The organism is Gracilibacillus sp. Marseille-QA3620 (assembly GCF_054950035.1).
The window spans coordinates 3,878,087-3,900,588 of record NZ_CM143102.1 but is presented as its reverse complement, the minus strand read 5'-3'; the positions used below and the strand labels follow the sequence as shown (position 1 = coordinate 3,900,588).

The 22,502-nt window shown below is 46.4% G+C and carries 27 protein-coding genes; 26 read left to right on the top strand and 1 reads right to left on the bottom strand.

The window, feature by feature from the left end:
• Positions 1-215 precede the first annotated feature (215 nt).
• From ACY8DX_RS19600 to fliS (ACY8DX_RS19510), 19 genes are all read left to right on the top strand, one after another.
• The gene (locus ACY8DX_RS19600; RefSeq protein ID WP_082196976.1) at positions 216-1,370 is read left to right on the top strand and encodes a sensor histidine kinase; all 1,155 of its coding nucleotides are present in this window, start codon (positions 216-218) and stop codon (positions 1,368-1,370) included.
• A 111-nt stretch (positions 1,371-1,481) separates the two neighbouring features.
• The gene (locus ACY8DX_RS19595; protein WP_049669410.1) at positions 1,482-2,165 is read left to right on the top strand and encodes a response regulator; all 684 of its coding nucleotides are present in this window, start codon (positions 1,482-1,484) and stop codon (positions 2,163-2,165) included.
• 97 nt (positions 2,166-2,262) lie between these two features.
• Complete coding sequence (locus ACY8DX_RS19590) at positions 2,263-2,781, top strand: GNAT family N-acetyltransferase (protein WP_462405873.1); 519 nt, start codon at positions 2,263-2,265, stop codon at positions 2,779-2,781.
• A 103-nt stretch (positions 2,782-2,884) separates the two neighbouring features.
• Entirely contained in the window at positions 2,885-3,727 is an 843-nt protein-coding gene (locus ACY8DX_RS19585) for a DegV family protein (RefSeq protein WP_049669412.1), read from the top strand.
• Between the two features lie 82 nt (positions 3,728-3,809).
• Complete coding sequence (locus tag ACY8DX_RS19580; protein WP_462405872.1) at positions 3,810-5,162, top strand: ATP-dependent helicase ComFA; 1,353 nt, start codon at positions 3,810-3,812, stop codon at positions 5,160-5,162.
• A complete protein-coding gene (locus ACY8DX_RS19575; RefSeq protein WP_462406988.1) occupies positions 5,162-5,851 on the top strand; it encodes a ComFC family protein in 690 nt (229 codons plus the stop codon). Before ACY8DX_RS19580 ends, ACY8DX_RS19575 begins: the two co-directional genes overlap by 1 nt.
• Before the next feature lie 63 nt (positions 5,852-5,914).
• On the top strand, positions 5,915-6,286 hold the full coding sequence (locus ACY8DX_RS19570; protein ID WP_439802686.1) for a TIGR03826 family flagellar region protein: 372 nt from the start codon (positions 5,915-5,917) through the stop codon (positions 6,284-6,286).
• 145 nt (positions 6,287-6,431) lie between these two features.
• The gene (flgM, locus tag ACY8DX_RS19565; protein WP_197089889.1) at positions 6,432-6,695 is read left to right on the top strand and encodes a flagellar biosynthesis anti-sigma factor FlgM; all 264 of its coding nucleotides are present in this window, start codon (positions 6,432-6,434) and stop codon (positions 6,693-6,695) included.
• Positions 6,696-6,785: 90 nt separating this feature from the next.
• A complete protein-coding gene (locus ACY8DX_RS19560; protein WP_049669417.1) occupies positions 6,786-7,262 on the top strand; it encodes a flagellar protein FlgN in 477 nt (158 codons plus the stop codon).
• A 22-nt stretch (positions 7,263-7,284) separates the two neighbouring features.
• The gene (flgK, locus tag ACY8DX_RS19555) at positions 7,285-8,847 is read left to right on the top strand and encodes a flagellar hook-associated protein FlgK (RefSeq protein ID WP_049669418.1); all 1,563 of its coding nucleotides are present in this window, start codon (positions 7,285-7,287) and stop codon (positions 8,845-8,847) included.
• 11 nt (positions 8,848-8,858) lie between these two features.
• On the top strand, positions 8,859-9,737 hold the full coding sequence (flgL, locus tag ACY8DX_RS19550; protein ID WP_462405871.1) for a flagellar hook-associated protein FlgL: 879 nt from the start codon (positions 8,859-8,861) through the stop codon (positions 9,735-9,737).
• Positions 9,738-9,824: 87 nt separating this feature from the next.
• Positions 9,825-10,274 carry a flagellar assembly protein FliW gene (gene fliW / locus ACY8DX_RS19545; RefSeq protein WP_462405870.1) on the top strand — a complete coding sequence of 150 codons (450 nt, stop codon included), beginning with the start codon at positions 9,825-9,827 and terminating at the stop codon, positions 10,272-10,274.
• Entirely contained in the window at positions 10,268-10,492 is a 225-nt protein-coding gene (gene csrA, locus ACY8DX_RS19540; RefSeq protein WP_049669421.1) for a carbon storage regulator CsrA, read from the top strand. Before fliW ends, csrA begins: the two co-directional genes overlap by 7 nt.
• Before the next feature lie 140 nt (positions 10,493-10,632).
• Entirely contained in the window at positions 10,633-11,559 is a 927-nt protein-coding gene (hag, locus tag ACY8DX_RS19535) for a flagellin Hag (protein ID WP_462405869.1), read from the top strand.
• Between the two features lie 355 nt (positions 11,560-11,914).
• Positions 11,915-12,082 (top strand): carbon storage regulator, encoded by a 168-nt coding sequence (locus tag ACY8DX_RS19530; RefSeq protein WP_049669423.1) that lies wholly within the window; start codon positions 11,915-11,917, stop codon positions 12,080-12,082.
• A 186-nt stretch (positions 12,083-12,268) separates the two neighbouring features.
• On the top strand, positions 12,269-13,084 hold the full coding sequence (locus ACY8DX_RS19525; protein ID WP_462405868.1) for a flagellin N-terminal helical domain-containing protein: 816 nt from the start codon (positions 12,269-12,271) through the stop codon (positions 13,082-13,084).
• 335 nt (positions 13,085-13,419) lie between these two features.
• Positions 13,420-13,791, top strand: a complete 372-nt coding sequence (locus ACY8DX_RS19520) for a flagellar protein FlaG (protein ID WP_462405867.1) — start codon at positions 13,420-13,422, stop codon at positions 13,789-13,791.
• A gap of 14 nt (positions 13,792-13,805) precedes the next feature.
• Positions 13,806-15,737, top strand: a complete 1,932-nt coding sequence (gene fliD, locus ACY8DX_RS19515; protein WP_462405866.1) for a flagellar filament capping protein FliD — start codon at positions 13,806-13,808, stop codon at positions 15,735-15,737.
• A 21-nt stretch (positions 15,738-15,758) separates the two neighbouring features.
• Complete coding sequence (fliS, locus tag ACY8DX_RS19510) at positions 15,759-16,160, top strand: flagellar export chaperone FliS (RefSeq protein ID WP_049669426.1); 402 nt, start codon at positions 15,759-15,761, stop codon at positions 16,158-16,160.
• 43 nt (positions 16,161-16,203) lie between these two features.
• On the opposite strand, the gene ACY8DX_RS19505 is transcribed toward fliS (ACY8DX_RS19510), so the two are convergent.
• On the bottom strand, positions 16,204-16,395 hold the full coding sequence (locus ACY8DX_RS19505) for a hypothetical protein (protein ID WP_049669427.1): 192 nt from the start codon (positions 16,393-16,395) through the stop codon (positions 16,204-16,206).
• A gap of 259 nt (positions 16,396-16,654) precedes the next feature.
• Here ACY8DX_RS19505 and ACY8DX_RS19500 point away from each other — a divergent pair, with 259 nt between their 5' ends.
• The 7 genes from ACY8DX_RS19500 to hpf all read left to right on the top strand — a co-directional run bounded on the left by ACY8DX_RS19500 (position 16,655) and on the right by hpf (position 22,020).
• Entirely contained in the window at positions 16,655-18,829 is a 2,175-nt protein-coding gene (locus ACY8DX_RS19500; protein WP_462405865.1) for a hypothetical protein, read from the top strand.
• The gene (locus ACY8DX_RS19495) at positions 18,826-19,122 is read left to right on the top strand and encodes an EscU/YscU/HrcU family type III secretion system export apparatus switch protein (RefSeq protein WP_462405864.1); all 297 of its coding nucleotides are present in this window, start codon (positions 18,826-18,828) and stop codon (positions 19,120-19,122) included. The genes ACY8DX_RS19500 and ACY8DX_RS19495 overlap by 4 nt, the downstream gene beginning before the upstream one ends.
• Positions 19,123-19,159: 37 nt before the next feature.
• Positions 19,160-19,579 carry a flagellar export chaperone FliS gene (gene fliS, locus ACY8DX_RS19490; RefSeq protein WP_049669430.1) on the top strand — a complete coding sequence of 140 codons (420 nt, stop codon included), beginning with the start codon at positions 19,160-19,162 and terminating at the stop codon, positions 19,577-19,579.
• A gap of 24 nt (positions 19,580-19,603) precedes the next feature.
• Positions 19,604-20,413 carry a flagellin N-terminal helical domain-containing protein gene (locus tag ACY8DX_RS19485; RefSeq protein ID WP_049669431.1) on the top strand — a complete coding sequence of 270 codons (810 nt, stop codon included), beginning with the start codon at positions 19,604-19,606 and terminating at the stop codon, positions 20,411-20,413.
• Positions 20,414-20,434: 21 nt separating this feature from the next.
• The gene (locus ACY8DX_RS19480) at positions 20,435-20,872 is read left to right on the top strand and encodes a YaaR family protein (protein ID WP_462405863.1); all 438 of its coding nucleotides are present in this window, start codon (positions 20,435-20,437) and stop codon (positions 20,870-20,872) included.
• A 60-nt stretch (positions 20,873-20,932) separates the two neighbouring features.
• A complete protein-coding gene (locus tag ACY8DX_RS19475) occupies positions 20,933-21,283 on the top strand; it encodes a flagellar protein FliT (RefSeq protein ID WP_462405862.1) in 351 nt (116 codons plus the stop codon).
• A 185-nt stretch (positions 21,284-21,468) separates the two neighbouring features.
• Positions 21,469-22,020, top strand: a complete 552-nt coding sequence (gene hpf / locus ACY8DX_RS19470) for a ribosome hibernation-promoting factor, HPF/YfiA family (RefSeq protein WP_049669434.1) — start codon at positions 21,469-21,471, stop codon at positions 22,018-22,020.
• Positions 22,021-22,502: the final 482 nt, after the last annotated feature.

Here is a 22,502-nt window from a genome sequence, read left to right as displayed (position 1 = left end):
CCTATATGACTAAAACTGGCAAAATAAGTGTTATAATTTGACTATGATGTTAATTTTCCCTTACGGTAATACAGATAATATATCCTAATTATCAAACTTGTACCCGCAAAAAATGGAAAACATCTAACGAATGATATAAATGCTTGTTCTTTCGTTCGATATAAAAAGAGGGTCTTTTGGTTTAGCGCATGAGAGATGGATAGGAGGTATTTCATGTGAGGGTACCTAAAATAGACAGCAAAGCACTAGACCGTATTCTGGATAATATGATAGAGACGGTTAATTATAGCAAATCAGAAATCTATGAGATTGGCGAACAGTGCCAGCATGATTATGATCAAATTATATCAGAGCTTGAGACAGTGAAGGCGATGGTGTCAAAGGTTATAACTGATGGTGATGAACTCGAACGAAAGGCTCGCGAGTCAAGGAAGCGGCTGAGCTTTGTTTCTTCCCGATTTAAGGAGTTTACGGAGGAACAGGTCCGGAATGCCTATGAGAAGGCACATATGCTCCAGGTGGATTTGACGATGAATAGGGAGCTTGAGAAACAGCTGCGAAAGCGCCGCGATGATTTGGAGAGGCGTCTGACCGGATTACAGGAAACAATCGATCGGGCCGATAATCTCGTGTCACAGATTACGGTCGTGCTGCAATACTTAAACAGTGATTTACGTGAAATGTCTGATGTATTGGATATGTTTAAACAAAAGCAGGACTTCGGATTCAAGATTATCGAAGCGCAGGAAGCGGAGAGGAAGAAGCTTTCGCGTGATATTCATGATGGACCTGCACAAATGCTCGCAAATGTCATGGTTCGTTCTGATTTAACTGAGCGAATATTCAGAGAAAGAGGACCAGAAGAAGCACTCCTTGAAATCCGCTCCTTGAAGCAGATGGTAAGAAGCGCTCTCTCAGAAGTGCGCCGCATTATTTATGATCTTCGCCCAATGGCACTAGATGATCTAGGGCTCATTCCGACGTTGCGAAAATATTTGCAGACAATCGGAGAGTATAATCCGCAGATTGAATTTAAGTTTCAGGTGTATGGGCAGGAGAAACGGCTTGAGCCAAATTATGAGGTGGCCTTGTTTCGATTGGCCCAGGAGGCTGTTCAAAATGCGATTAAGCATGCGGAAGCGTCCGTTATTATTGTGAAATTAGAGCTTTTGAATGATAAAGGAACACTGACCGTACGTGACAACGGAAAAGGCTTTGTTCCGCAGAAGCATACAGAGGGTTCATTCGGCATTATGGGTATGAATGAGCGTGTCGACACACTTGAGGGAGAATTGACAATCCAGTCAAGTGTTGGCGGAGGAACATTGGTTTATATACAAATTCCGCTAAAGTCATCATCTAAAGTGTAAATAAATGAGGAAAATAGTTATCTAGTTATATTTTTGGCAAATGTTTGTAGTTTTAGGAAAATCAAGAATATAATAGTGATAGACAAATGTACGAGAAATGGAGGAGACATAATGACAACAACAATCGCAATCGTAGATGACCATCAGCTTTTTCGTGAAGGTGTAAAGCGTATTCTTGATTTTGAATCGTCTTTTAAAGTCGTAGCCGAAGGAGATGATGGACCAGATGCACTCTCCATTGTAGATACATATCATCCAGATGTCGTCATCATGGACATCAATATGCCGACAATGAACGGGGTTGAAGCAACAGCACAGCTGCTTGAAAGACATCCTGATTCACGCGTAATCATCCTATCGATTCATGATGATGAGAACTATGTGACCCATGCGCTCAAAACGGGTGCCCTTGGATATTTACTTAAAGAGATGGATGCAGATGCATTGATTGAAGCGGTTAAGGTGGTCGCATCGGGCGGCTCTTACTTGCATCCGAAGGTTACGCATAATCTTGTAAGAGATTACCGGAGATTGGCGACAGATGAGGCAGCTGGCGGAGAGAATATCTTAAACCTGGAGATTCGTCGTCCATTGCACTTGCTGACGCGCCGTGAATGCGAAGTCCTGCAATTACTTGCAGATGGAAAGAGCAACCGGGGGATTGGGGAGACGCTCTTCATTAGCGAGAAGACAGTCAAGAACCATGTCAGCAATATTCTACAAAAAATGAATGTGAATGACCGTACTCAAGCCGTCGTCTATGCAATCAAAAATGGCTGGGTTGAAGTCCGATAATATGAACGTCTGTCCTTTGGGCAGGCGTTTTTTCCTATACAAATAAGTCGTTTTTTGGTACATTCCCTAATAAAGAATCGAAAAGGCGGGGATGAAGATGGAACCAAAAAGAAACATCAGGGATGCTCATATCGAGGACTTGCCAAGGATTGTCGAAATCTATAATTCGACAATTGCAGGCCGGATGGTAACAGCTGACCTTGAACCGGTTTCAGTAGAGAGCCGCACAAGCTGGTTTCATGATCATCAGCCAAGTCAGCGTCCACTCTGGGTGATGACCGAGGATGAAGTCATCATTGGCTGGCTTAGCTTTCAGGATTTCTATGGACGGGCTGCCTATCAGGCAACGGCAGAGGTGAGTATTTATATGGACCCCGCCTACCGCAAGCGCGGAATCGGAGCGGCGTTTCTTGAGGAGGCAATCCGCCGGGCGCCGGATTATGGAATCCGCACACTGCTTGGGTTTATTTTTGGCCATAATGAGCCAAGTATTCGCCTTTTCAAACGGTACGGATTTGATACATGGGCCCATATGCCGCGTGTGGCTGAACTTGACGGGGTGGAGCGTGATTTGGTTATATTAGGGAAACGCTTGGGAGAGATACCTAAGAGTTAAATTTTTGTCATTTTGAACAATCTAATGCAAATGGAGTGATTATCATATAAAATGGAGAATATAAATAAGGTAAATACCAAAAATAAGGAAGGTTTACTATAATATGAGGACTGCAGTAGTAACGGATAGTACAGCGTATATTCCAGAAGACTTACGTGATCGCTTTGATATACATATCGTACCTCTAAATGTTGTGTTCGGTGAAGAAGCCTATCGAGAAGAGATCGAGCTGACGGCTTCTGACTTTTATGAAATGGTTCGCCGCTACGGCCAACTTCCCACTACCTCCCAACCCCCAATCGGTCAATTCGTTGAGTTGTTTGAGCAACTTTCCAAAGATTACGATGCCGTAATCAGCATCCATTTATCAAGCGGAATCAGCGGCACTTACCAAGGGGCTATCACGGCCGGTAATATGGTGGATGGAATTGAGGTACATGCCTTTGATTCTGAAATCAGCTGTATGGTACAAGGCTTCTATGTTATTGAGGCAGCCAAGATGGCGCAGGAAGGGAAAGACCCTAAGGAGATCATGGCACGTCTTGAAGAGCTTCGTTCGGAATCGGATGCCTACTTCATCGTCGATGATTTGCAGAATTTGCAGCGCGGCGGCCGTCTGAACGGGGCATCTGCTTTGATTGGCAGCCTCTTGCAGGTGAAACCGATTCTTCACTTTGAGGAGAAGGTAATCGTGCCATATGAGAAGATTCGCACGAAGAAGAAAGCCTTGAAGCGCGTTATTGAAATTTTTGACCAAGATTATCAAAAAGGCATACCTCTCCAAGCAGCTATCATTCATGGCAATTCGGAGCAGGAAGCGATTGAATTGAAGCAAGAGCTAGAGCAATTATATCCTAATGCTGAATTTGTCATCAGTTATTTCGGTGCGGTGATTGGCACCCATTTAGGTGAAGGGGCCATGGGACTCGGCTGGACAATTCGCTAATCAAACAGATAACACCAAGGGACCGGCTGATCCGATTATTCAGCCGGTCTTTTTATTCTAACGAAAAAGGAGGCCAAATCAATTGGTCCAATCCCCCTTACAATCCCTCCTCTCCGGAAGAGAGCTTCTCCTTCAAGAAATCCCCTCTGAGTATCACGATTCACTCTATGAAGCAGCTATTTATACGACAAAAGGTATTGAGAACGGTCAATGCCGGCGCTGCGGCAATGATGATGAGCGGCTGCTTGCGCGTTTTCCCCATCAGGTGTGTGGAACCGAGTGTCTGTATTGCCGGAAATGTATCATGATGGGACGAGTCTCTGCCTGCAGCCTGCTCTATGGATGGGGCGGCAAGCCGATTGAATGGAATGCTGCATCGGCAAGGCTGAAATGGAATGGCGCACTGTCTTCCTCGCAAGCTGAGGCATCAAAGGCAATCGTTCAGGCTGTTCAAAATAGTTCTGAGCTGCTTGTCTGGGCAGTCTGCGGTGCCGGCAAGACGGAGATGGTCTTCGCCGGGATAGAAGAAGCGCTTAAAGACGGGAAGCGGGTATGTATTGCAGCACCCCGCACTGATGTCATCCTTGAGCTTGAACCGCGGCTGAAGGCGGTATTCCCCAATATGCCTGTCATCGCCCTCCATGGTCAAAGCACGGAAAAGCATGCCTTTGCCCCATTGGTTCTCTCCACTGTCCACCAGCTCCTCCGCTATCAGGATGCCTTTGATGTCATGATTATTGATGAGGTCGATGCCTTCCCGTTCTCCTTTGACCGCAGTCTGCAATTTGCCGCTGAAAAGGCGGGGAAAAGAAATAGTACCCGCATCTATTTAACCGCCACCCCATCCTTGGTCTTCCAGCAATCATATAAGAAGGGGATGCTGCCAGGAGTCGTCCTGCCTGCGCGTTTCCACCGGAAACCGATCCCCGTGCCAGAGCTTCGCTGGGGTGGTAATTGGCAAAGAAGCCTCCGCAAAGGACGGATTCCAGCCCCCTTATCCAGCTGGCTGACTGCCATTATCCAAAAGGATGAACCATTTCTGATTTTCTTTCCTCATATTGCCCTCATGGAACAAGCCCTTCCCTTAATCAAACGGATGATTCCCTCGATTGATTCTGTCCATGCCGAAGACCCGGAACGCCGCGAGAAGGTGTTAAAGCTCCGCAACGGAGAGCTTCAGGGTTTATTGACGACAACGATTCTAGAGCGAGGCGTCACCATTCCGCGACTGAATGTCGCTGTAATAGGTGCGGAGAATGAGATCTTCACAGAGGCGGCTCTTGTTCAAATAGCCGGCAGGGTCGGACGTTCTTGGGAGCATCCAAGTGGGGAGGTCGTCTTCTTTCATTATGGGAAAACAGAGGAGATGCTTGCTTCCATTCAGCAGATCATTCGCATGAATGAGGAAGCGGGAAGAAGGGGGCTGCTTGATTGATGTTCTTTCAAAAAGAGCTTTGTTTATACTGCCACACCCCATTTGAGGAACAAACAGGCTGGTCAGGACTGTTGTTTCTGACTGAGGTCGATTTGCTTTGTGAGAGCTGTAAAGTCCAGCTGGAGCCGCTGAAAGGACCACGCTGTACCGTATGCAGCCGGCCTATGGCAGAGAAAGGAAAGTGTGACGATTGTATTCGGTGGGAGGCGATTCCGGGAATCGGAGTAGCTCTTGAGGCGAATGTTTCACTCTATCAATACAATGCCTTCATGAAGGAGTATATCGCACGGTTCAAATATCGGGGGGATTATGAGCTGGCCTGTCTATTTGCGCGTCAGCTGAAGAAGACCATTCCGAAAGCTGATTTGATGATTCCTGTCCCGTTAAGCACAGAAAGGTTGGCCGAGCGCGGATTCAATCAGGCAAAGGCTCTTGGAGAATGTGCCGGCTTTATGCTGGTGGAGGGGCTGGTCAGATTACACAGTGAAAAGCAGGCAAAGAAAACGCGGAGGGAGCGGATGGAGAGACAGCAGGTCTTTGCCCTCCATCCAGATGCTCCTGATTATGAGGGGAAGACGGTTCTCCTGCTTGATGATATTTATACGACCGGCACGACCGTGCGGCAGGCTGCGCTTATCTTAAAAGAAGCTGGAGCCGTCAATGTGAAATCAATAACCATCGCACGTTAGCTTCAATTTTTCTCCCCAAATCCGATATTAGGGAATAGAAACGAGCGGAGGGGAGAGAGGAAGATGGCAGAGCTTGCGAATTGTCCGGTATGCCAGAACTTATTTTTGAAAAATCATTTGAGTAATAGTTGCGAAAGCTGTTACAAGAAGGAAGAACAGCGCTTTCAGCAGGTACAGCAATTCTTGAAGAAACGGGAGAACGAGCTGGCGACGAATGAGGATGTTGCGGCGGAAACCGGTGTGGAGCTGAAAGAGCTCCATCAATTCATGAAAAATGGACGTCTGCGGATTATGGCTTACCCGAACCTCGGCTATCCATGTGAACGATGTGAGGAGCTTATCCGGAAAGACCGCTTATGCACGGGCTGCATAGTTGAGCTTGAGGCAGATTTGAAGCTGCATGAATGGGACCAAAGGCTCTTGAAAGAGCGCTGATTTTCCTTGGTTGGCAATGGTTTTTCCCTATGCGATAATTTATCAGGCAGAAGGTGAAAAAAAGTTTTGCTTTGCCGATAATAAACAGGAGTTGGCAAACGAATCTATCATTAGACCCCAAAATGATAGGGAAGTGAGGGAAACAATGATGAAGATTAATCAAATTAGCCACTATGGAATTCAGGCGTACCAAAAAAGCGTCAACAGAGCAGGAACAGATATGAAAACGGCACAAACGGATAAGGTGGAAATCTCCAAGCAGGCGATGGAGCTGCAAAACAGCCCCACTGTCGCGAGTGACCGCCAAGCGAAAATAGATGAGATTAAGAATCAGATTGACAATGGAACCTACCGTGTGAATACGAAGGCAACAGCAGAAGGCCTGCTGAACTTTTATACAGGAAAATAAGCAAGAGGGGATCGCCAGTATGAGGCTGATACTGGCTTTTCTTTTTACCCCTCATCCCTGCTGAAGACTGGAAATGAGGAGAAGAAAGAGATGACGGTGCAGCAGATTATCGACAAATTGGATGAATTGACAAGGGTGCATATGGATTTGCTCAAGCTGTCAAAGGAGCAAACAGAGGTGGTTAAGCAATCGGACATAAAATCTTTCGCTGCCATCATTGCAAAGGAAAGAAAGCTCATTCAGCTGGTAGAGAGAATTGAGGCGAAGCGGGCTGAACTGGTTCGAGCGTACCTTGGCGGAAAGGAAGGGACGCTGGCCGATTGTCTGAAGAAGGCAACCATACAGGAAGCTGAGCTTCTAGCTGAAGGAGGAAGCCATTTGATGGAGATTGTCGCAGAGCTGAAGGCACAAAATGAGCTGAATCGCCAGCTGGTCCAGCAATCGCTACAATTCGTGAACATGAACATGGATCTCTTCTTGCCGGAAGAGGATACCTATACATATGAACGGCCGGAGCAGACTCGGGAGTCGAGAGCGGGCCGGTCACTATTTGATTCAAGAGCATGAGTAAAGAAATGAGGGAGCCATTATGACATCTACATTCCATGGGCTGGAAACGGCCAAGCGCGGTCTTGTCGCCCAGCAAACGGCTTTGTCTGTTGTCGGACATAATATTGCGAATGCGAATACGCTCGGCTACAGCCGTCAGCGTGTGAATCAGGCTGCAGATACCGCCTATCCAAGCCCCGGATTGAACCACGGGCAAATGCCCGGTCAACTCGGGAGCGGCGTAAAGGCAGAGTCCATTCAGCGTATTCGCGAGAACTACTTAGATGTGCAGTACCGCAATGAAAGCTCCAAGCTTGGCTATTATGGCACAGCGTCTGATGTGATGGGAAAGCTTGAGGATGTCATGAATGAGCTGGATGATACAGGCCTCGCCAATTCCATTGATACCTTCTGGCAATCGTTGCAGGACCTTGCCGTGAATTCTGTTGACTCAGGCGCGAAGACGGTCGTGCGCGAGCGTGGGGTAGCCTTGGCAGGAACCTTCCAATACTTGAGCGAATCTTTGCAGAGGGTGCGGAGCGATTTGGAGAATGAGCTGCAGGTGACAGTGAGAGATGTGAATAGCCTTCTTGAAGGGATTGACAATCTCAATCAGCAAATCGCCGTCGTTGAGCCGAATGGCTATTTACCGAATGATCTATATGATGCCCGCGATAACCTCATTGATGAACTGTCAGAGATTTTCTCGATCAAGGTGGAATATGTCAGCAATGGCGGTCTATCCAGTGCCCAGGCTGCAGGGACAGCTGTTATCCATTTCCTGAACGGAACGGACCAGACAGTCACACTTGTTGACAAGGATGGTTTCAATACCATCTCCCTCACGCAAAACGGAGAGGACTCAGCTGTTGATACGGTAACAATCGGCGATACAAAGCTTGCGGCAAGTGATTTTGCCTCAAAGGGCAAGCTCCTCGCCATGATGGAGGGCTATGGCTTTGTCGATACGGCTGGCAATGTGAAGGGCGAAGTGACGGATATGCTCCAGGAGCTCGACCATATGGCCTTTATCTTTGCGACCGAATTCAATAAAGTACATAAAGCGGGCTTAAGTGTGAATGAACTCGCCCACGGGGATACGGAAACCATTTTCTTCGCCGATGAGGATGGAAGCTCAGAGCCTGGAGCCATCAAAGGCTTCGCAGGACGTATCCAGCTTGCTGACCCGATTATGGAGAGCATAGATAATATTGCGACGGCGACAACAGAGAACCCAATCAATGGGGACGCAGCGAATGTCCTCCGTCTTGCTAATGTCATATATGCCGAATTCAATTATAAGGATGCGGGCGAGAATAACGCACAGGCAGCGGAGAAGTCCAGCCTGACCGGTTATTTGCAAAAGGTCATCGGTGAGATGGGGGTTAAGGCTCAAGCATCGGATCGTCTCTCCGGCAATAGCGAAATCTTGCTGCAATCGGTCAGCGACAAGCGCTCATCCGTGAGCGGGGTATCGCTTGATGAGGAGATGACGAATCTCATCCAATTCCAGCAGGCGTATAACGCCTCTGCACGGATGATCACGCTCCTTGACGAATGTTTAGATCGAATCATTAATGGCCTAGGAATAGGCGGCAGGTAGGTGGATAGAAGATGAGAGTCACACAAAGCATGATTGCGTCCAATTCATTACGCAACATTCATACTAGTTACGGGAAAATGGCGACCATGCTCGAACAAATGTCGAGCGGCAAAAAAATCGCCAAGCCATCCGATGACCCAGTCATCGCCCAAAAAGGTATGTACTATCGCTCCAACCTGAATGAAGTGACACAGTATAAACGAAACCTTTCTGAAGTGTACTTATGGATGGATAATGCAGAGGCGGGGATGGAGCAGGCAAACAGCAATCTCCAGCGTATCCGCGAGCTTGTCGTACAGGCAGCAAATGATACGAACACTGATGTGGACCGTGAGGCGATTGCAAAGGAAATCAACCAGTTGAAGGCTGATTTAGTCTCAGTCGCGAATACTCAAGTAGCAGGACGATATATTTTTAACGGAACAAATGTAACAGAAGCACCTGTCGCAATGGATGATGCGGGCGATGTAACGGTGAACGCAGCTGATTCTGCGTATTTGGTGGAAGTATCCCGAGGCTCGCAGCTGAAGGCAAATGCCAATTTGAATGCGCTTCTTGGCCAGAGCATGTTCGATACAATCAGTCAGATCTCTGCTGAAATGACAGCCGATGACCCGGATCTTGATTCCTTGCTGGCGGATTTAGACGGACATATCTCCAGCTTTTCGGCGGAGCGCTCAGACCTAGGTGCACGATACAACCGACTTGAGCTTCTGCAATCAAGAATCAATTATCAAGAGGAGCTGGCCACAAAGGCGATGAGTGATAACGAGGATATTGATTTGGAGAAAATCATCACTGACTACACCAACCAAAAGGCCGTTCATGAAGCAGCCTTAACGGTCGGGGCGAATCTGATTCAGCGCTCACTCGTCGATTTCTTAAGATGATAAAAAGCTTGGTCCCCTTTTGGGCCAAGCTTTATTTTAGCTATTCGTGTAAAATTTACCTAATGATAGATAGAGAGGGGAAGGCATATGAAAATAGCAACCAAATATCATGGCATGCAGGAGCTGGCGGAAGCTGAAGTTCTTTTATTTGAAGAGGGACTGCCAGGCTTTGGCGGGGAGAAGAAATGGGTCATCCTGCCGCTGACAGAGGAGAACACCTTCTATGTACTTCAGTCTGCTGAAACAGCGAATCTAGCTTTCATCCTCACAAGCCCATTCCTGACTCACCCAGACTATGAATTCAAGCTTGAGGAGGAGAGTGTACAGGCAATCGGGGCAACACAGGAGAATATCACCGTATTCTCCATCGTCTCCGTGAAAGAGCCGTTCAAGGAATCCACACTCAATCTGCAGGCACCCATCGTCATTGACCTGAAAAGCCGCCGCGGGAAGCAGGTCATCCTGAATGATACAAATTATGAAATCCGCACTCCTCTATTCGCCAAAGTCGAAAGCAGGGGGAATGACGCATGCTGATCCTATCACGCAAAAAAGATGAATCCATCCTCATCGGCTCTGACATCGAAGTCACCGTCATCGCCGTTCAAGGAGACCAAGTCAAACTCGGCATCAAAGCACCAAAGAAAGTGGATGTGTACCGGAAAGAACTATTCGAAGAAATCCAAAACGAAAACGTCGAAGCCGCCGAAATCACCATCAATATGAGCGAATTACTGAAGAATACAAAATTATAGGTGTAAAGTCCTATCAAATACCGTCAATCCTCCCCGATAAAAAAGATGTATCAGGAAAGAAGAGTCGGCCGATTTTCTTTCCTCATACCAATCAGGTTCACAAGGACGTGAACCGTTAAAATCAGGGAGGATTTTTACTTATGATTATCAACCACAATATCGCTTCACTTAACACACACCGCCAAATGTCTGCGGCAAACGTAGCACAAGGCAAATCCATGGAGAAACTATCTTCTGGTCTACGTATCAACCGTGCTGGGGATGACGCGGCAGGTCTAGCCATCTCCGAAAAAATGCGTGCGCAGGTTCGTGGGTTAGATCAAGCTAGCCGAAACGCTCAAGATGGAATTTCTTTGATTCAGACTGCTGAGGGTGCTTTGAATGAAACTCATTCTATTCTTCAACGTATGCGTGAGTTGGCTGTTCAGTCTTCCAATGATACGAACACAGACGCAGATCGTGCAGAACTTCAAAAAGAAGTAGATGAGTTAGCGAAAGAAATCACCCGTATTTCTAATACGACAGAATTCAACACAACAACACTGTTGGATGGTCAGGGTGCAAAGTCTTTAACATTCCAAATCGGTGCGAATAATGGTCAAACTATGTCGCTGGCAATTGGAGCGTTTGATGCCCATACATTAGGCGTTGATGATGGTAATGGTAAAGAAGCAACTGCTGCAGTTGAAGAAAATGGTACAGATATTGCTGATACTCCAGCAGCTGCAGCAATAGTTACTAAGGGGATTAATATTTCTACGGGAACAGCTACAGTCACAGCTGCACAAAATGCCACCGTTGCAATTGAAACAATTGATGAAGCAATTGCAACAGTATCATCTGCACGCGCAAATTTAGGCGCTAACCAAAACCGCTTAGAATACACAATCAACAACCTAAATACATCTTCAGAAAACCTAACAGCCGCTGAATCCCGTATCCGTGACGTAGACATGGCAAAAGAAATCAGCGAGCAAACAAAACAATCCATCCTTGCTCAAGCTTCTCAAGCGATGCTTGCTCAAGCGAACCAACAACCACAAAACGTCCTTTCTTTGTTACGTTAATCATATGGTTAGAAACTACCGTGCCAGCCTGGCACGGTAGTTTGGTCTATGAAACAATAGAATGCATAAAAGATAGTAGCCATCAGCCAATAAATACTATACAATGAATTTTGTAAAAAATGTAAAAGTGAGTATAAAGATATATGAACGTAGTCCGATAATATCTATGTAAGACATAAAACCTCATAATGTGTACTCAGGACGAGTAAATAATGCTTATTGAAGTGCCGCAGGAAGCGGGCCGGATGCATTATTTGCTCTTTTTTTATGTGTGAAGCCAGTCAGAGCGGGTAATGTTCTTCAAGGGGGTTCTTACAAATTGACCACTTTTCTCAAGGAGGAGGGACCACACAACATGCTAGTACTTGGCAGAAGACCAGGGGAATACATTCAAATTGGTGATGATATCACCGTCAAAGTTGTCAAAAGTGATGATGGACACCTTCGTTTAGCCATCGATGCCCCGAAGCATATCAAAATCACGCGCGGGGAATTAGTCGAAGCAAACAAAGGGTCGAAATAAATAGTCTCATGGACGAGCGGGCTAAAGCAGCCGGGGCAATGAAGCCTCACCTGCAAAGCCCGCTCGTCTTTTCTTATGCGTTATTTCTGAAAGCACCCATCCTAGGTCAGGGCTTGCTTTCATTAATATAAAAAAACAACTGGTGGAAAAGGAAGTCCACCGTAAGATTCCAAGGAGGAAAAAAGAATGATTATTAACCACAATATTGCCTCATTGAACACATTAAATGCTTTGACAAAGGCAAACAGTGCTCAAGGAAAGAGTATGGAAAAATTATCTTCCGGTTTACGTATTAATAAGGCAGGTGACGATGCAGCGGGTTTATCCATTTCAGAGAAAATGAGTGGCCAAATTCGCGGGCTCAATCAAGCAAGCCGAAATGCACAGGATGGTATTTCTTTGATTCAGACAGCTGAAGGTGCTTTGAATGAAACTCATTCTATTCTACAGCGTATGCGTGAGTTGGCTGTACAATCATCCAATGACACAAACGTCGCAGCAGATCGTGAAGCATTAGATGCTGAATATCAAGCGCTTGCGATAGAAGTGGATCGTATCTCTGATGAAACTGAGTTTAACCAACAAAAACTCTGGGACGCCTCTTCTAAAGCTGTCGATTTCCAAATTGGTGCAAACAAAAACCAAAAAATCTCTTACACATTTAGTAATGCAGATTTTGCTGCTTTATCTGGAACTGTAGTTGGAGATTTAAAGGATAAAGCCAATTCTCAAGCAGCTATTGAGCCAGTAGATGTTGCAATCGCGACTGTTTCGAAACTGCGTTCTGGACTTGGTGCTGTTCAAAATCGTTTAGAGCACACAATTAACAACCTGGGGACCATTTCCGAAAACCTTACAGCCGCCGAATCCCGCATCCGTGACGTCGACATGGCAAAAGAAATCAGCGAGCAAACCAAACAATCCATCCTTGCCCAAGCATCCCAAGCCATGCTCGCCCAAGCAAACCAACAACCGCAAAATGTACTTCAATTATTGCGTTAATCTATCTTTTACCGGAGACCTGCTCATGCAGGTCTTTTTTTCTATATTGTATTACTGATTTGAAGGAGTGGTTAGAAACAGTATCACCAATTATATGCGCTCTCCTATTTTTCGCAGAAGGGGGGAGACTCCTGTGGGAAGAACAAGCTAATCGAGACCCCGCAGTGCGCAGCACGAGGAGGCTCGATGCTTGCCCACGGAAAGCGACTCCCTTCTGCGAAAAATACTTAGGACAAATAACCTATCTTTCATGGCAGCGCCCTCACCTTCCTAAAATTCTCCCCTCCCCATCCGATATATGAAATAACAATGAATGCAGAGCGAGGTGCATGGATATGGTAAACGGCATTTCCGGCTATACTGTCAGCAAAGCAATCGAGCAGCCAGCGAGGCTTCCAGCTGTCGTACGAAGCAATGCCACGCAGGCTTCCGTCCAGGAAAAGCTCCCATCTCAAGAACGGACTCCGATGACCGACGAACAAATCCAGCAGAAACTAATGGAAACAACGCAAGCGATGAATCACTTTCTTGGACCGATGAAAACCTCCCTGAAATTTGAAATGCATGAGGGACTCGAGAAAATGTATGTCTCCATCGTTGATGCAGCAACAGGCGATGTGCTGAAGGAAATTCCTTCGAAAAAGCTGCTCGATATGTATGCCTCAATGGCCGAGAATATGGCGTTATTCGTCGACAGAAGAATATAAGGATGTGAATGCAAATGGCAATCCGGGTATCTGGGTTAGCAAGCGGGATGGACATTGACTCCATCGTCAAGCAATTGATGGATGCAGAAAGACTTCCGCTCAATAAATTGAAGCAAAAGAAACAGATTCTTGAGTGGAAGCGGGATGATTACCGCTCGATGAATACGCTCCTGACCGATTTTCGCTCAAAGGTGCTGAACATGAAACTCAGCTCAAGCTACGGGGCGAAGCAAACGAGCAGCTCAAACGAGTCCTATGTAACCGCAACAGCGTCCTCATCTGCCAGTACGGCAAGCTATCAGCTCTCCAATGTGACGAAGCTGGCGACATCAGCAAGCCTGACAACCGTAAATAAACTATCTGCCAGTGCAGACAGCAAAATCAGCACAAGCAGCTCCCTGCTTTCTATGAATAGTCAATTTGCGAACGCCATCACTTGGGCAGAAGGCAGCGTCGAGACGGCGAAATTCACAGCCACTGGTTCGACGGTCGAACTTCCTCTCGCGGAAGGAACCATCTTGCTTGATCGTCCAATCAGCGTAAAGGTGGCTGGAAAGGCCCTTAAAGCGGATGAATACACGATTAACAATGGCATCATCACATTCACAAACACACCAGAAGCCAACGCCGCCATTGAAGTGAATTACGTCACAGATAAAAAGGTAGAAAAGATCTCCCTTGTAGAAGGAGCAACAAGTTTTACCTTATCGAAAAAGGCGATTGCTGAGAATTCTCTCACCATTAATGGCCAAGTCGTCACCGTTGATGCAAATAATGCCTTCACCGCTGGTTCTCTATCAGGAAAGATTGATTTTGCCACTGGGCAGGTAACGTTAAATAGTGCGGTGGATGCGGCTGCCGAGATTACGGTCGCCTACAAGCAAAAGTACACCGCAATGGATGTGAAGACCACCACCTCTAAAGGAGCGATGCAGGAGACCTTCCTCTTTTCGGCTGACCAGTCGATGAGTAATGTCATCAGCAAAATCAACTCCTCCAAGCTTGGGGTTACGATGTTCTATGATGCCAACTCTGACAGTCTATCCGTAACAAGAACAGAGACAGGCAGCTTTGGGGCAAATGATATCCAGTTCGGCCAATCCGATTTGTCCATAGCCTTGCAGCTCGATACGGCACGTTACCAGGCAGGCTCAGATGCGGAATTCACCCTTAATGGGATTACGACTACCCGCTCAAGCAATAACTTCATGATAGACGGGGTAACGTTTAACCTGAAGCAAACCTTCTCAGGTGCGGTCAATATTGGCATTACAAGTGACACGACCATTGTTTATGACAATATTAAGAGCTTTGTAGATTCCTATAATACACTGATCAGCGAGATTACGAAGAAAACAGGCGAGGAACGGAAACGTGACTATCAGCCGCTATCTGATGAAGAGCGCGAGGGTTTGACAGAAGCTCAGGCTGAGAAGTGGGACAATATCGCAAAGGCAGGATGGCTTCGCAATGATGCAACCCTTCGAAGTGTATTGACCTCCATGCGCCAAAGCATGTCAAATACGGTAAGTACGGCAACGGGCACGTTTAAGACGCTTAGCAGCATCGGCATTACAACAACTGCGAACTATTTAGACGGCGGGAAGCTGGAAATCAATGAAACGAAATTAAAGCAGGCGCTTGAGGATGACCCGGAAAGCGTACAGGCCTTATTTGCCTCAGCAGAAGGAATTGCCTCCAAGCTTCAGGCGAATATTACGGAAGCAACTGATAAGCTGAAGGCAAAGGCAGGAAATGCGTTCAGTACGAATGCGACTTTTACGATCGGCCGGGATTTGAGTGATGTAGAATCCCGCATTACACGGTTTGAGGATAAGCTCTTGAATATTGAAGATCGCTATTATGCACAATTTACAGCGATGGAGAAGGCGATTCAGAATGCGAATAGCCAATCAAGCTATCTATCATCCTATTTCTCCAGTTAAAGAGAGGAAGTGCACGAATAAATGGCTTTACATAATCCCTATCAGGCTTACCAATCCAATGCCGTCACAACGGCTTCTCCTGGTGAATTGACGCTGATGCTTTATAATGGCTGCCTCAAGTTTATCAAGGCAGGCAGAATGGCGATGGACAACAAGGAGATCGAGAAGCGGAATGAGAATCTCCTGAAGGCGCAAAATATCATTAACGAGCTGCGAGTGACCTTGAATATGGAGATCGAGGTCTCGAAGAATATGATGGCGATGTATGATTACATTTTGCGCCGGCTGATTGAAGCGAATATGAAGAATGATCCGGCCATCCTGGATGAGGTGGAGGAGCTCGTCGTAGGCTTGCGTGACACCTGGAAGCAGGCGATTCAATTAAACCGGCAGAAACAATTTGCCGGAGGAGACCGGGCATAATGATAAAAAGAACTGGCAATCGGCCAGTTCTTTTTTTATATAGTTATTCATTTCCGTCTAAATCTTTCAGCTTGTACCCGGCTGCATTAACTAGGGCTCCCAGTAGAATCTGGAGTGTTCCAACCGCCAGAACTGGGAAGAGCTCCACGCGTCCCGTAGCATAGGAAATGATATTGAGTAGGATAAAAAAAGCAAGAAGGCTATTAAACAATTTGATATATTTTATCAAAATCATGGTGCGTATCCCCTTTTGCTGAATAAGTAAAAATAATCCAATTGATTATAGTATAGTATTTTGGATGGTAGAATCAACTGTTTTTTAGTACAGAATGAAATTATTATACGTGAATTAATCGTTGAATAGGTAAAAAGACATGCATTTTATCAGCTGGTAAATCCGTTTGGGTCTATTTCTCTATTTCTCTCTCCATCCTTACGTTTTTTTTCTATCTACCGATAAAGAATGTAAGGGAATAATCGAGGTGGGAAGAAATATGCAGATTCAACTAACGGATACCAATCAAGCTGCTGCGGCTGGAACGAGGCCATTAGCTATTGGGCAGGTGTATACGATCTCGATCAAAGAACGATTATCCTCATCGGCTGCTGTCGTATCCTTAAACGGAAGAGAGATGAAGATGGCCTTTGAAGGCGGGGTTCCGAGTGAACAGCGGATACAAATAGAGATTACGAGCAGACAGAACGATGCTGTAATCGCGAAGCAAGTTGCCAAAAATGTTGATTCAGCGCAGAGCGGGACATCGCTTGATTTGGACGGATTATTAAGGACGGCGGGCCTAGAGGGCGCTTCTTTGAAGGAGGTTCAGCAGGCGGCAAGAATACTGCTTGATAAAGGCTATTCGATGACAAGCGAGCTTGCGAAAATGCTTCAGCAATGGATGAAAACAGAAGCAGGATCGGTTACGCAGAAGTTGGAGACCATTAAGGCAGCGGCCGGCCGTGGATTGGAGATGACAGATTCCCATTTAAAGGCCATACATTCCGCCCTGCATGGCGAATCCATCAGCAAGGTGATGGAGGAAGTGGGGAAGGAACTGCCGTTGCTTGAGAGCAGGAGAGAAACGTCCTCTATCCTACGGTTAATCGCTGCCATCGAATCGAGTGAAGACGATGCATTCATCCGCAAGCAGGTACTGGCATTCATCAAGGGTGCAAAGCTGGATGCAGGTGAGAAGAGTGCTCTTTTAAAGAGCCTGCCAGAGGGTAAAACCGCCATTTTACACACCCTTCATTCACTTGGGCAAAAAGGGAGCGGAGAGGCCGTGTTAACGGCAGAAGCAGAGATGTTGAAGAGCCTGCTGAAAACCATTCAAAGACAGCCGGATATGGAGCAGGTGCTCAACCATGTGAGGACTTTCTCACAAGATGACCGTGTTCAGCGAATGGAGAACTATACGGATTTTAGCACCGCTGTCGCAAAGGCGGAGGGCTTATCAGCCAGTGGACGAGAGCTTTCAGCGCGAAAGGTATTGACGGAAGCACTCGGGCAATTGGAGGAAAGAAATCCAGAGCTGAGGCAGCCGGTTAAGGAGGCTCTATTGACGGCAGAGGAACTGAACTCAATTAGCCAGGCTGTTCAATCATTGAAGCTTGATTCAAAGAATATTCTCGTCACAGAAATTAGTCAGCGACTCGCTCAGCTCACGATTGATTTCAAACAGACGAAACGGGATATCGGGAAGAATCTTGATCAATCCCTGCAGCTGCTGTCCAATAGTCAGCCCCAAGTGAAGCAGGTTCTCGAGTCAACGATTAAACAGCTCGATACGGCGATCTTAAAAGGGGATTACATGCTTTACGTTGATATGGGCACAGAGAAAAAGCTCCTCCTGGCAAGCAGCCGGCTTCAGGAGGCACGGTCTTTATTAATGAACGGGAATTTTGGCGAGGCAAGCCAGATTGTCCGCGAAGTAAAGGCTTCAGTCGAAGGACTTGTCTTTAAGCCATCTGACGTGAAGGTGAAGCATTTCGTCGCCGGAATGGAGGAGCAGCAAGTCCAGGTTTATAAGCCTGAACAGCCATCAGGCCGTCAAATGCTTGAGCTTATCCGCAAGCTTGGAATGATGAATGAAGCAGATACAGTGAAGGCGCTCTTGGATGGAAAGCAGCCTGAGGCGCGGGCGAACGTAAAGTCTGCCTTGCTGCATGCCCTGAATGACGGGGGGCTTAATCCGAAGCTTGCAGCTCAGGCTGAGCAGGCCGTACAGACAATCACAGGCCAGCAATTGCTTGCAAAACCTGATTCATCCGGTCTGCAGCAGCTTGCCCTTCATCTGCCGCTCATGCTGCAAAAGCAGGTGGAGGATGTGAAGGTATTTGTCCAAGCAAACAGCGAAAATGAAACGTTAGACTGGGAGAACTGCAGTCTGTACTTTGTGCTGGAAACGAAAAGACTTGGGGAGATCGGCATATCACTTACTGCCAATAACCGCAATCTGTTCATCACTTTTACGAGTGATAAGAAGGACTTATCACAAAGATTAGAGCCTCTGGCAGAAACGACATTCGAGCGGCTTGGCGAGATTGGCTATTCGATTGGAACGGTTCAAGTCAAACCGTTCAAGCGGGAAACAGAAGAAATGGAGCAGCAAGCACGTACGCCAATCATCAATCCCTTTGCGGGGAAAGGATACGACCGGACGATATGAGGTATGTCAATCAGATGAATCGAAGGAAAGTGAATGGGCTGAGTGCCGCTGTCCTGCGTTATAAGGAAGGTCAGGAAAGCGCACCGCAGCTCGTTGCGCACGGAACCGGCAGCGTGGCCCAGAAAATCATTGAAATGGCCCGTCAGAATGATATCCATCTGCAGGAGGATGAGACCTTGGTCAGTCATCTTCTTGATTTGGACTTAGGTGATTCCATCCCTCCGCAGCTCTATGCGGTCATCGCGGAGATTCTTCTATTACTGGAGGAACTGGATAAAGAATACGACGGGTGAACCGATATAAAAACTAGAAAATAGGTGGAGGTTGACGATGGAATATTTAACAGAAGAGTTGATTGTCCAGAAATCGTCCCAAGAGTTAACAGCCCTTCTGTATGAAGGATTAATTGGTCATTTGGAGGAGGCGCTTGGCTGCATCGAGCAAAAGAATATGATAGCGGCGAATCAGAGCCTGCAAAAGGCGAGTGACATCATTCAGCGGCTAGGCGTCGGTCTGCGCTATGAGGCAGGACCGCTGGCGGAGAACTTGGACAGCCTTTACAACTATATGGCTGATCGGACCATCGAGGCCAATTACCGTAAAGATACGGATCAAATCAAGCATGTAAAAGAACTCGCTGAAACACTTGCCGCTGCCTGGAATGAAGCCATGCACAGGAAAGAGCAGTCATCATCGGTCATGCAAAAGGTATCTGCTTATGAAAACCACGTCATGAGAACAAAACGATAATAGAGAACGAAGGAGCTAATACGGATGAAAATCAATCATAATATTGCTGCCCTGAATACATATCGCCAGCTTGCCGCAAACCAAGCGAACTCTGCGAAAAACCTGGAGAAACTATCCTCCGGAATGCGCATCAATAAGGCAGCGGATGATGCGGCTGGTTTATCTATTTCGGAGAAAATGCGCTCGCAAATCCGCGGTCTTGATGTAGCGGAGCGCAATGCGCTTGACGGTATTTCATTGATTCAAACAGCGGAAGGCGCCCTATCGTCTGTGACGGAAATCCTGCAGCGGATGAGAGAGCTCGCTGTACAAAGCTCAACAGGTACGAATACAACCGAGGACCGAGATGCCATTCAAACGGAAATTACCCAATTGAAGCTAGAGATTGACCGGATAAGCGATACGACGGAATTTAACAAACAAAATCTAATGGGAGCAAATACAACTTTCTCCCTCATGGTCGGTGCAAATGCAGCGCAAACCATTGATGTGGCCATCAGTAAAATGGATTCTGCGGCCCTCGGATTAACGAATGTAAACTTAACAACAGCTCAGGGTGCGAACACGGCCATTACGACTCTAGATGCTGCTTTGAAAACGGTCACGGCCCAGCGCTCCAGCCTTGGTGCCATGCAAAACCGTCTGGAATACACGGTCGAAAACCTTTCAAGCATGAATGAAAACATTACGGCTGCTGAATCACGCATCCGTGATGTAGATATGGCACTTGAGATGACAGAGTATACAAAGAACAATATCTTGAATCAATCTGCTCAAGCGATGCTTGCTCAAGCAAACCAGATGCCACAAGGTGTACTGCAATTATTACAATAAGCTTTATTTTGAGGTGGGTTTGTGGACGTACAGCGAATAGGAAAGACTGCCTTACATAAGGCAGATTGGAAGGGAGAAGCGGCCAAGGGTACCATTTCCTTTAAGGAGGTCATTGGCACGCGCCGTGCGGATATAACGTATGAAAGACTCAGCAGAAAAATGCAGGAGATTGAGGCGCAAGGCAAGGTGCTTGCCGATACGCAATCCATTGACCACCTGCGCAAATATAAAAAGCTCGTCAAGGATTTCATGGATGATGCCGTCAAGAGCGGCCTGCAGCTTGAGGAGCGGCGCGGCTTCAGTCAGCGTGGTTCGGCGAAAGTCTACAAGCTGGTGAAAGAGGTCGATCAGAAGCTGCTCGAATTGACGAATGCGGTCTTGGATAAAGAGGAAAAGGGTCTCAGCCTGCTCGGGATGATTGGGGAAATACAAGGGATGCTTATCAATATTTATACATGATCGAACAAGGGCCCTGACGAATTGTCACGGCCTCTTTTTACAAAGAAGGGGTGAGGCTTCGTGAAAGCGTTGGAAGACTATTATCAAGTCACGAAGGAAATGATAGAGATGCTAGAGGGAGAGGAATGGGAGAAGAATCGGGAGAAGGCTATTGTGCAGCTTGACAGCTCCATCCTCAAGCGGGAGAAGCTCCAGCTGGAGATCAAGCCCCCTTTTTCGGATGCAGAACGAGCATTGGGTGAGCGCTGTGTCGCTTTGAACTTGAGACTGTCTGAACTAATGGGAATGAAAAAGCAAGAGATCGCGGCAGAAATCAAACGGGTCAAGGTTCAAAAGCGGCATAATCAAAAATATGCCAATCCCTATGAATCGGTTATGACAGATGGATTTTATTATGATAAGAGGAAATGATTACAACTTCGAATTTATTGTGACATCTAGTGCTTTTTCTTAGTCAGATAGGGTATACTAATAGTGTAATCTCAAAATCCTGAATTGTTCAAAAATAGACAAACATTTGTCGATATTAGCAGGATGTTCTTTGGGATTAATAGAATATAATAGTTATAGAAGGTAGAGAAAAGGAGGACTCACTTATGAATTACAACATTCGTGGTGAAAACATTGAGGTAACTCCAGCAATCAGAGATTACGTAGAGAAAAAAGTTGGAAAATTGGAAAGATTCTTTTCTGATACGCCAAATGCCAATGTACATGTTAATCTGAAAGTTTACGCTGATAAAAACGCAAAAGTTGAAATTACCATTCCGCTTCCAAACCTTGTATTGCGAGCAGAAGAAACCAACACAGATATGTATGCGTGCATTGACATTATTAACGATAAATTAGAAAGACAAATTCGCAAATATAAAACAAAAATCAATCGTCGCTCCCGTGACACAGGCAAAGAAGTATTCGTCACTCCAGAAGGCGACCTTGAACCAGAAGTGCAAGAAGATGAAGACAAGCTTGAAGTTGTCCGTGTAAAACGCTTCGATCTTAAACCAATGGATAGCGAAGAAGCCATCCTTCAAATGGACATGCTCGGCCACAACTTCTTCATCTACACAGATGCAGAAACAGACGGCACACACATCGTCTACAAACGTAAAGACGGTAAATACGGTTTGATTGAAGCCGTTAACTAAGTTGATACAGGAAAGGCGGAGGACCCGATGGGTTTTCCGCCTTTTTAATTTTGGTTTGTATGGGAGCAATCCTGGAAAGCCTCAGAATCAAAACAGGGTAATTTTATCTTGTATTTGAACGGAATCCGCTGAAAAGAGCAGGATTTTCTTCAAAAACACCCCGCAGCTTGTCTATTTTGACCTTTGGCGGGATGATGGGCCTCTTCTTCTACTTGGAATAAGCCTGGTTTCATATGATTTATGGGCGAATTCCTGCTGGTTAAGGGCGAAACTCAGCTCGTATGGGCGCATTACTTGGTGTAAGGGCGAAATCCAGCTCTTATGGGTGCATGGAATGCTGTAAGGGCGATAGTTCAGTGGTATGGGCGCAAATCCATGTATCTAGACAAACAGCTATGTCAAAATGAGACAATAATAGAAGAAATAAGCTAAACCTCCACTGCTCTGCCCCCCTTGATTAAAAGGCTCCCTCTCTGGCAAAA

Coding starts and splice junctions, on each gene's coding strand:
- ACY8DX_RS19500 (WP_462405865.1), top strand. CDS start 16,655: ATGCAGATTCAACTAACGGATACCAATCAAGCTGCTGCGGCTGGAACG.
- fliS (WP_049669426.1), top strand. CDS start 15,759: ATGGCTTTACATAATCCCTATCAGGCTTACCAATCCAATGCCGTCACA.
- ACY8DX_RS19560 (WP_049669417.1), top strand. CDS start 6,786: ATGACGGTGCAGCAGATTATCGACAAATTGGATGAATTGACAAGGGTG.
- ACY8DX_RS19505 (WP_049669427.1), bottom strand. CDS start 16,395: ATGATTTTGATAAAATATATCAAATTGTTTAATAGCCTTCTTGCTTTT.
- ACY8DX_RS19520 (WP_462405867.1), top strand. CDS start 13,420: ATGGTAAACGGCATTTCCGGCTATACTGTCAGCAAAGCAATCGAGCAG.
- ACY8DX_RS19570 (WP_439802686.1), top strand. CDS start 5,915: ATGGCAGAGCTTGCGAATTGTCCGGTATGCCAGAACTTATTTTTGAAA.
- fliW (WP_462405870.1), top strand. CDS start 9,825: ATGAAAATAGCAACCAAATATCATGGCATGCAGGAGCTGGCGGAAGCT.
- ACY8DX_RS19530 (WP_049669423.1), top strand. CDS start 11,915: ATGCTAGTACTTGGCAGAAGACCAGGGGAATACATTCAAATTGGTGAT.
- hpf (WP_049669434.1), top strand. CDS start 21,469: ATGAATTACAACATTCGTGGTGAAAACATTGAGGTAACTCCAGCAATC.
- ACY8DX_RS19485 (WP_049669431.1), top strand. CDS start 19,604: ATGAAAATCAATCATAATATTGCTGCCCTGAATACATATCGCCAGCTT.
- fliS (WP_049669430.1), top strand. CDS start 19,160: ATGGAATATTTAACAGAAGAGTTGATTGTCCAGAAATCGTCCCAAGAG.
- ACY8DX_RS19590 (WP_462405873.1), top strand. CDS start 2,263: ATGGAACCAAAAAGAAACATCAGGGATGCTCATATCGAGGACTTGCCA.
- csrA (WP_049669421.1), top strand. CDS start 10,268: ATGCTGATCCTATCACGCAAAAAAGATGAATCCATCCTCATCGGCTCT.
- flgM (WP_197089889.1), top strand. CDS start 6,432: ATGATGAAGATTAATCAAATTAGCCACTATGGAATTCAGGCGTACCAA.
- ACY8DX_RS19575 (WP_462406988.1), top strand. CDS start 5,162: ATGTTCTTTCAAAAAGAGCTTTGTTTATACTGCCACACCCCATTTGAG.
- ACY8DX_RS19525 (WP_462405868.1), top strand. CDS start 12,269: ATGATTATTAACCACAATATTGCCTCATTGAACACATTAAATGCTTTG.
- flgK (WP_049669418.1), top strand. CDS start 7,285: ATGACATCTACATTCCATGGGCTGGAAACGGCCAAGCGCGGTCTTGTC.
- ACY8DX_RS19495 (WP_462405864.1), top strand. CDS start 18,826: ATGAGGTATGTCAATCAGATGAATCGAAGGAAAGTGAATGGGCTGAGT.
- hag (WP_462405869.1), top strand. CDS start 10,633: ATGATTATCAACCACAATATCGCTTCACTTAACACACACCGCCAAATG.
- ACY8DX_RS19595 (WP_049669410.1), top strand. CDS start 1,482: ATGACAACAACAATCGCAATCGTAGATGACCATCAGCTTTTTCGTGAA.
- flgL (WP_462405871.1), top strand. CDS start 8,859: ATGAGAGTCACACAAAGCATGATTGCGTCCAATTCATTACGCAACATT.
- ACY8DX_RS19585 (WP_049669412.1), top strand. CDS start 2,885: ATGAGGACTGCAGTAGTAACGGATAGTACAGCGTATATTCCAGAAGAC.
- fliD (WP_462405866.1), top strand. CDS start 13,806: ATGGCAATCCGGGTATCTGGGTTAGCAAGCGGGATGGACATTGACTCC.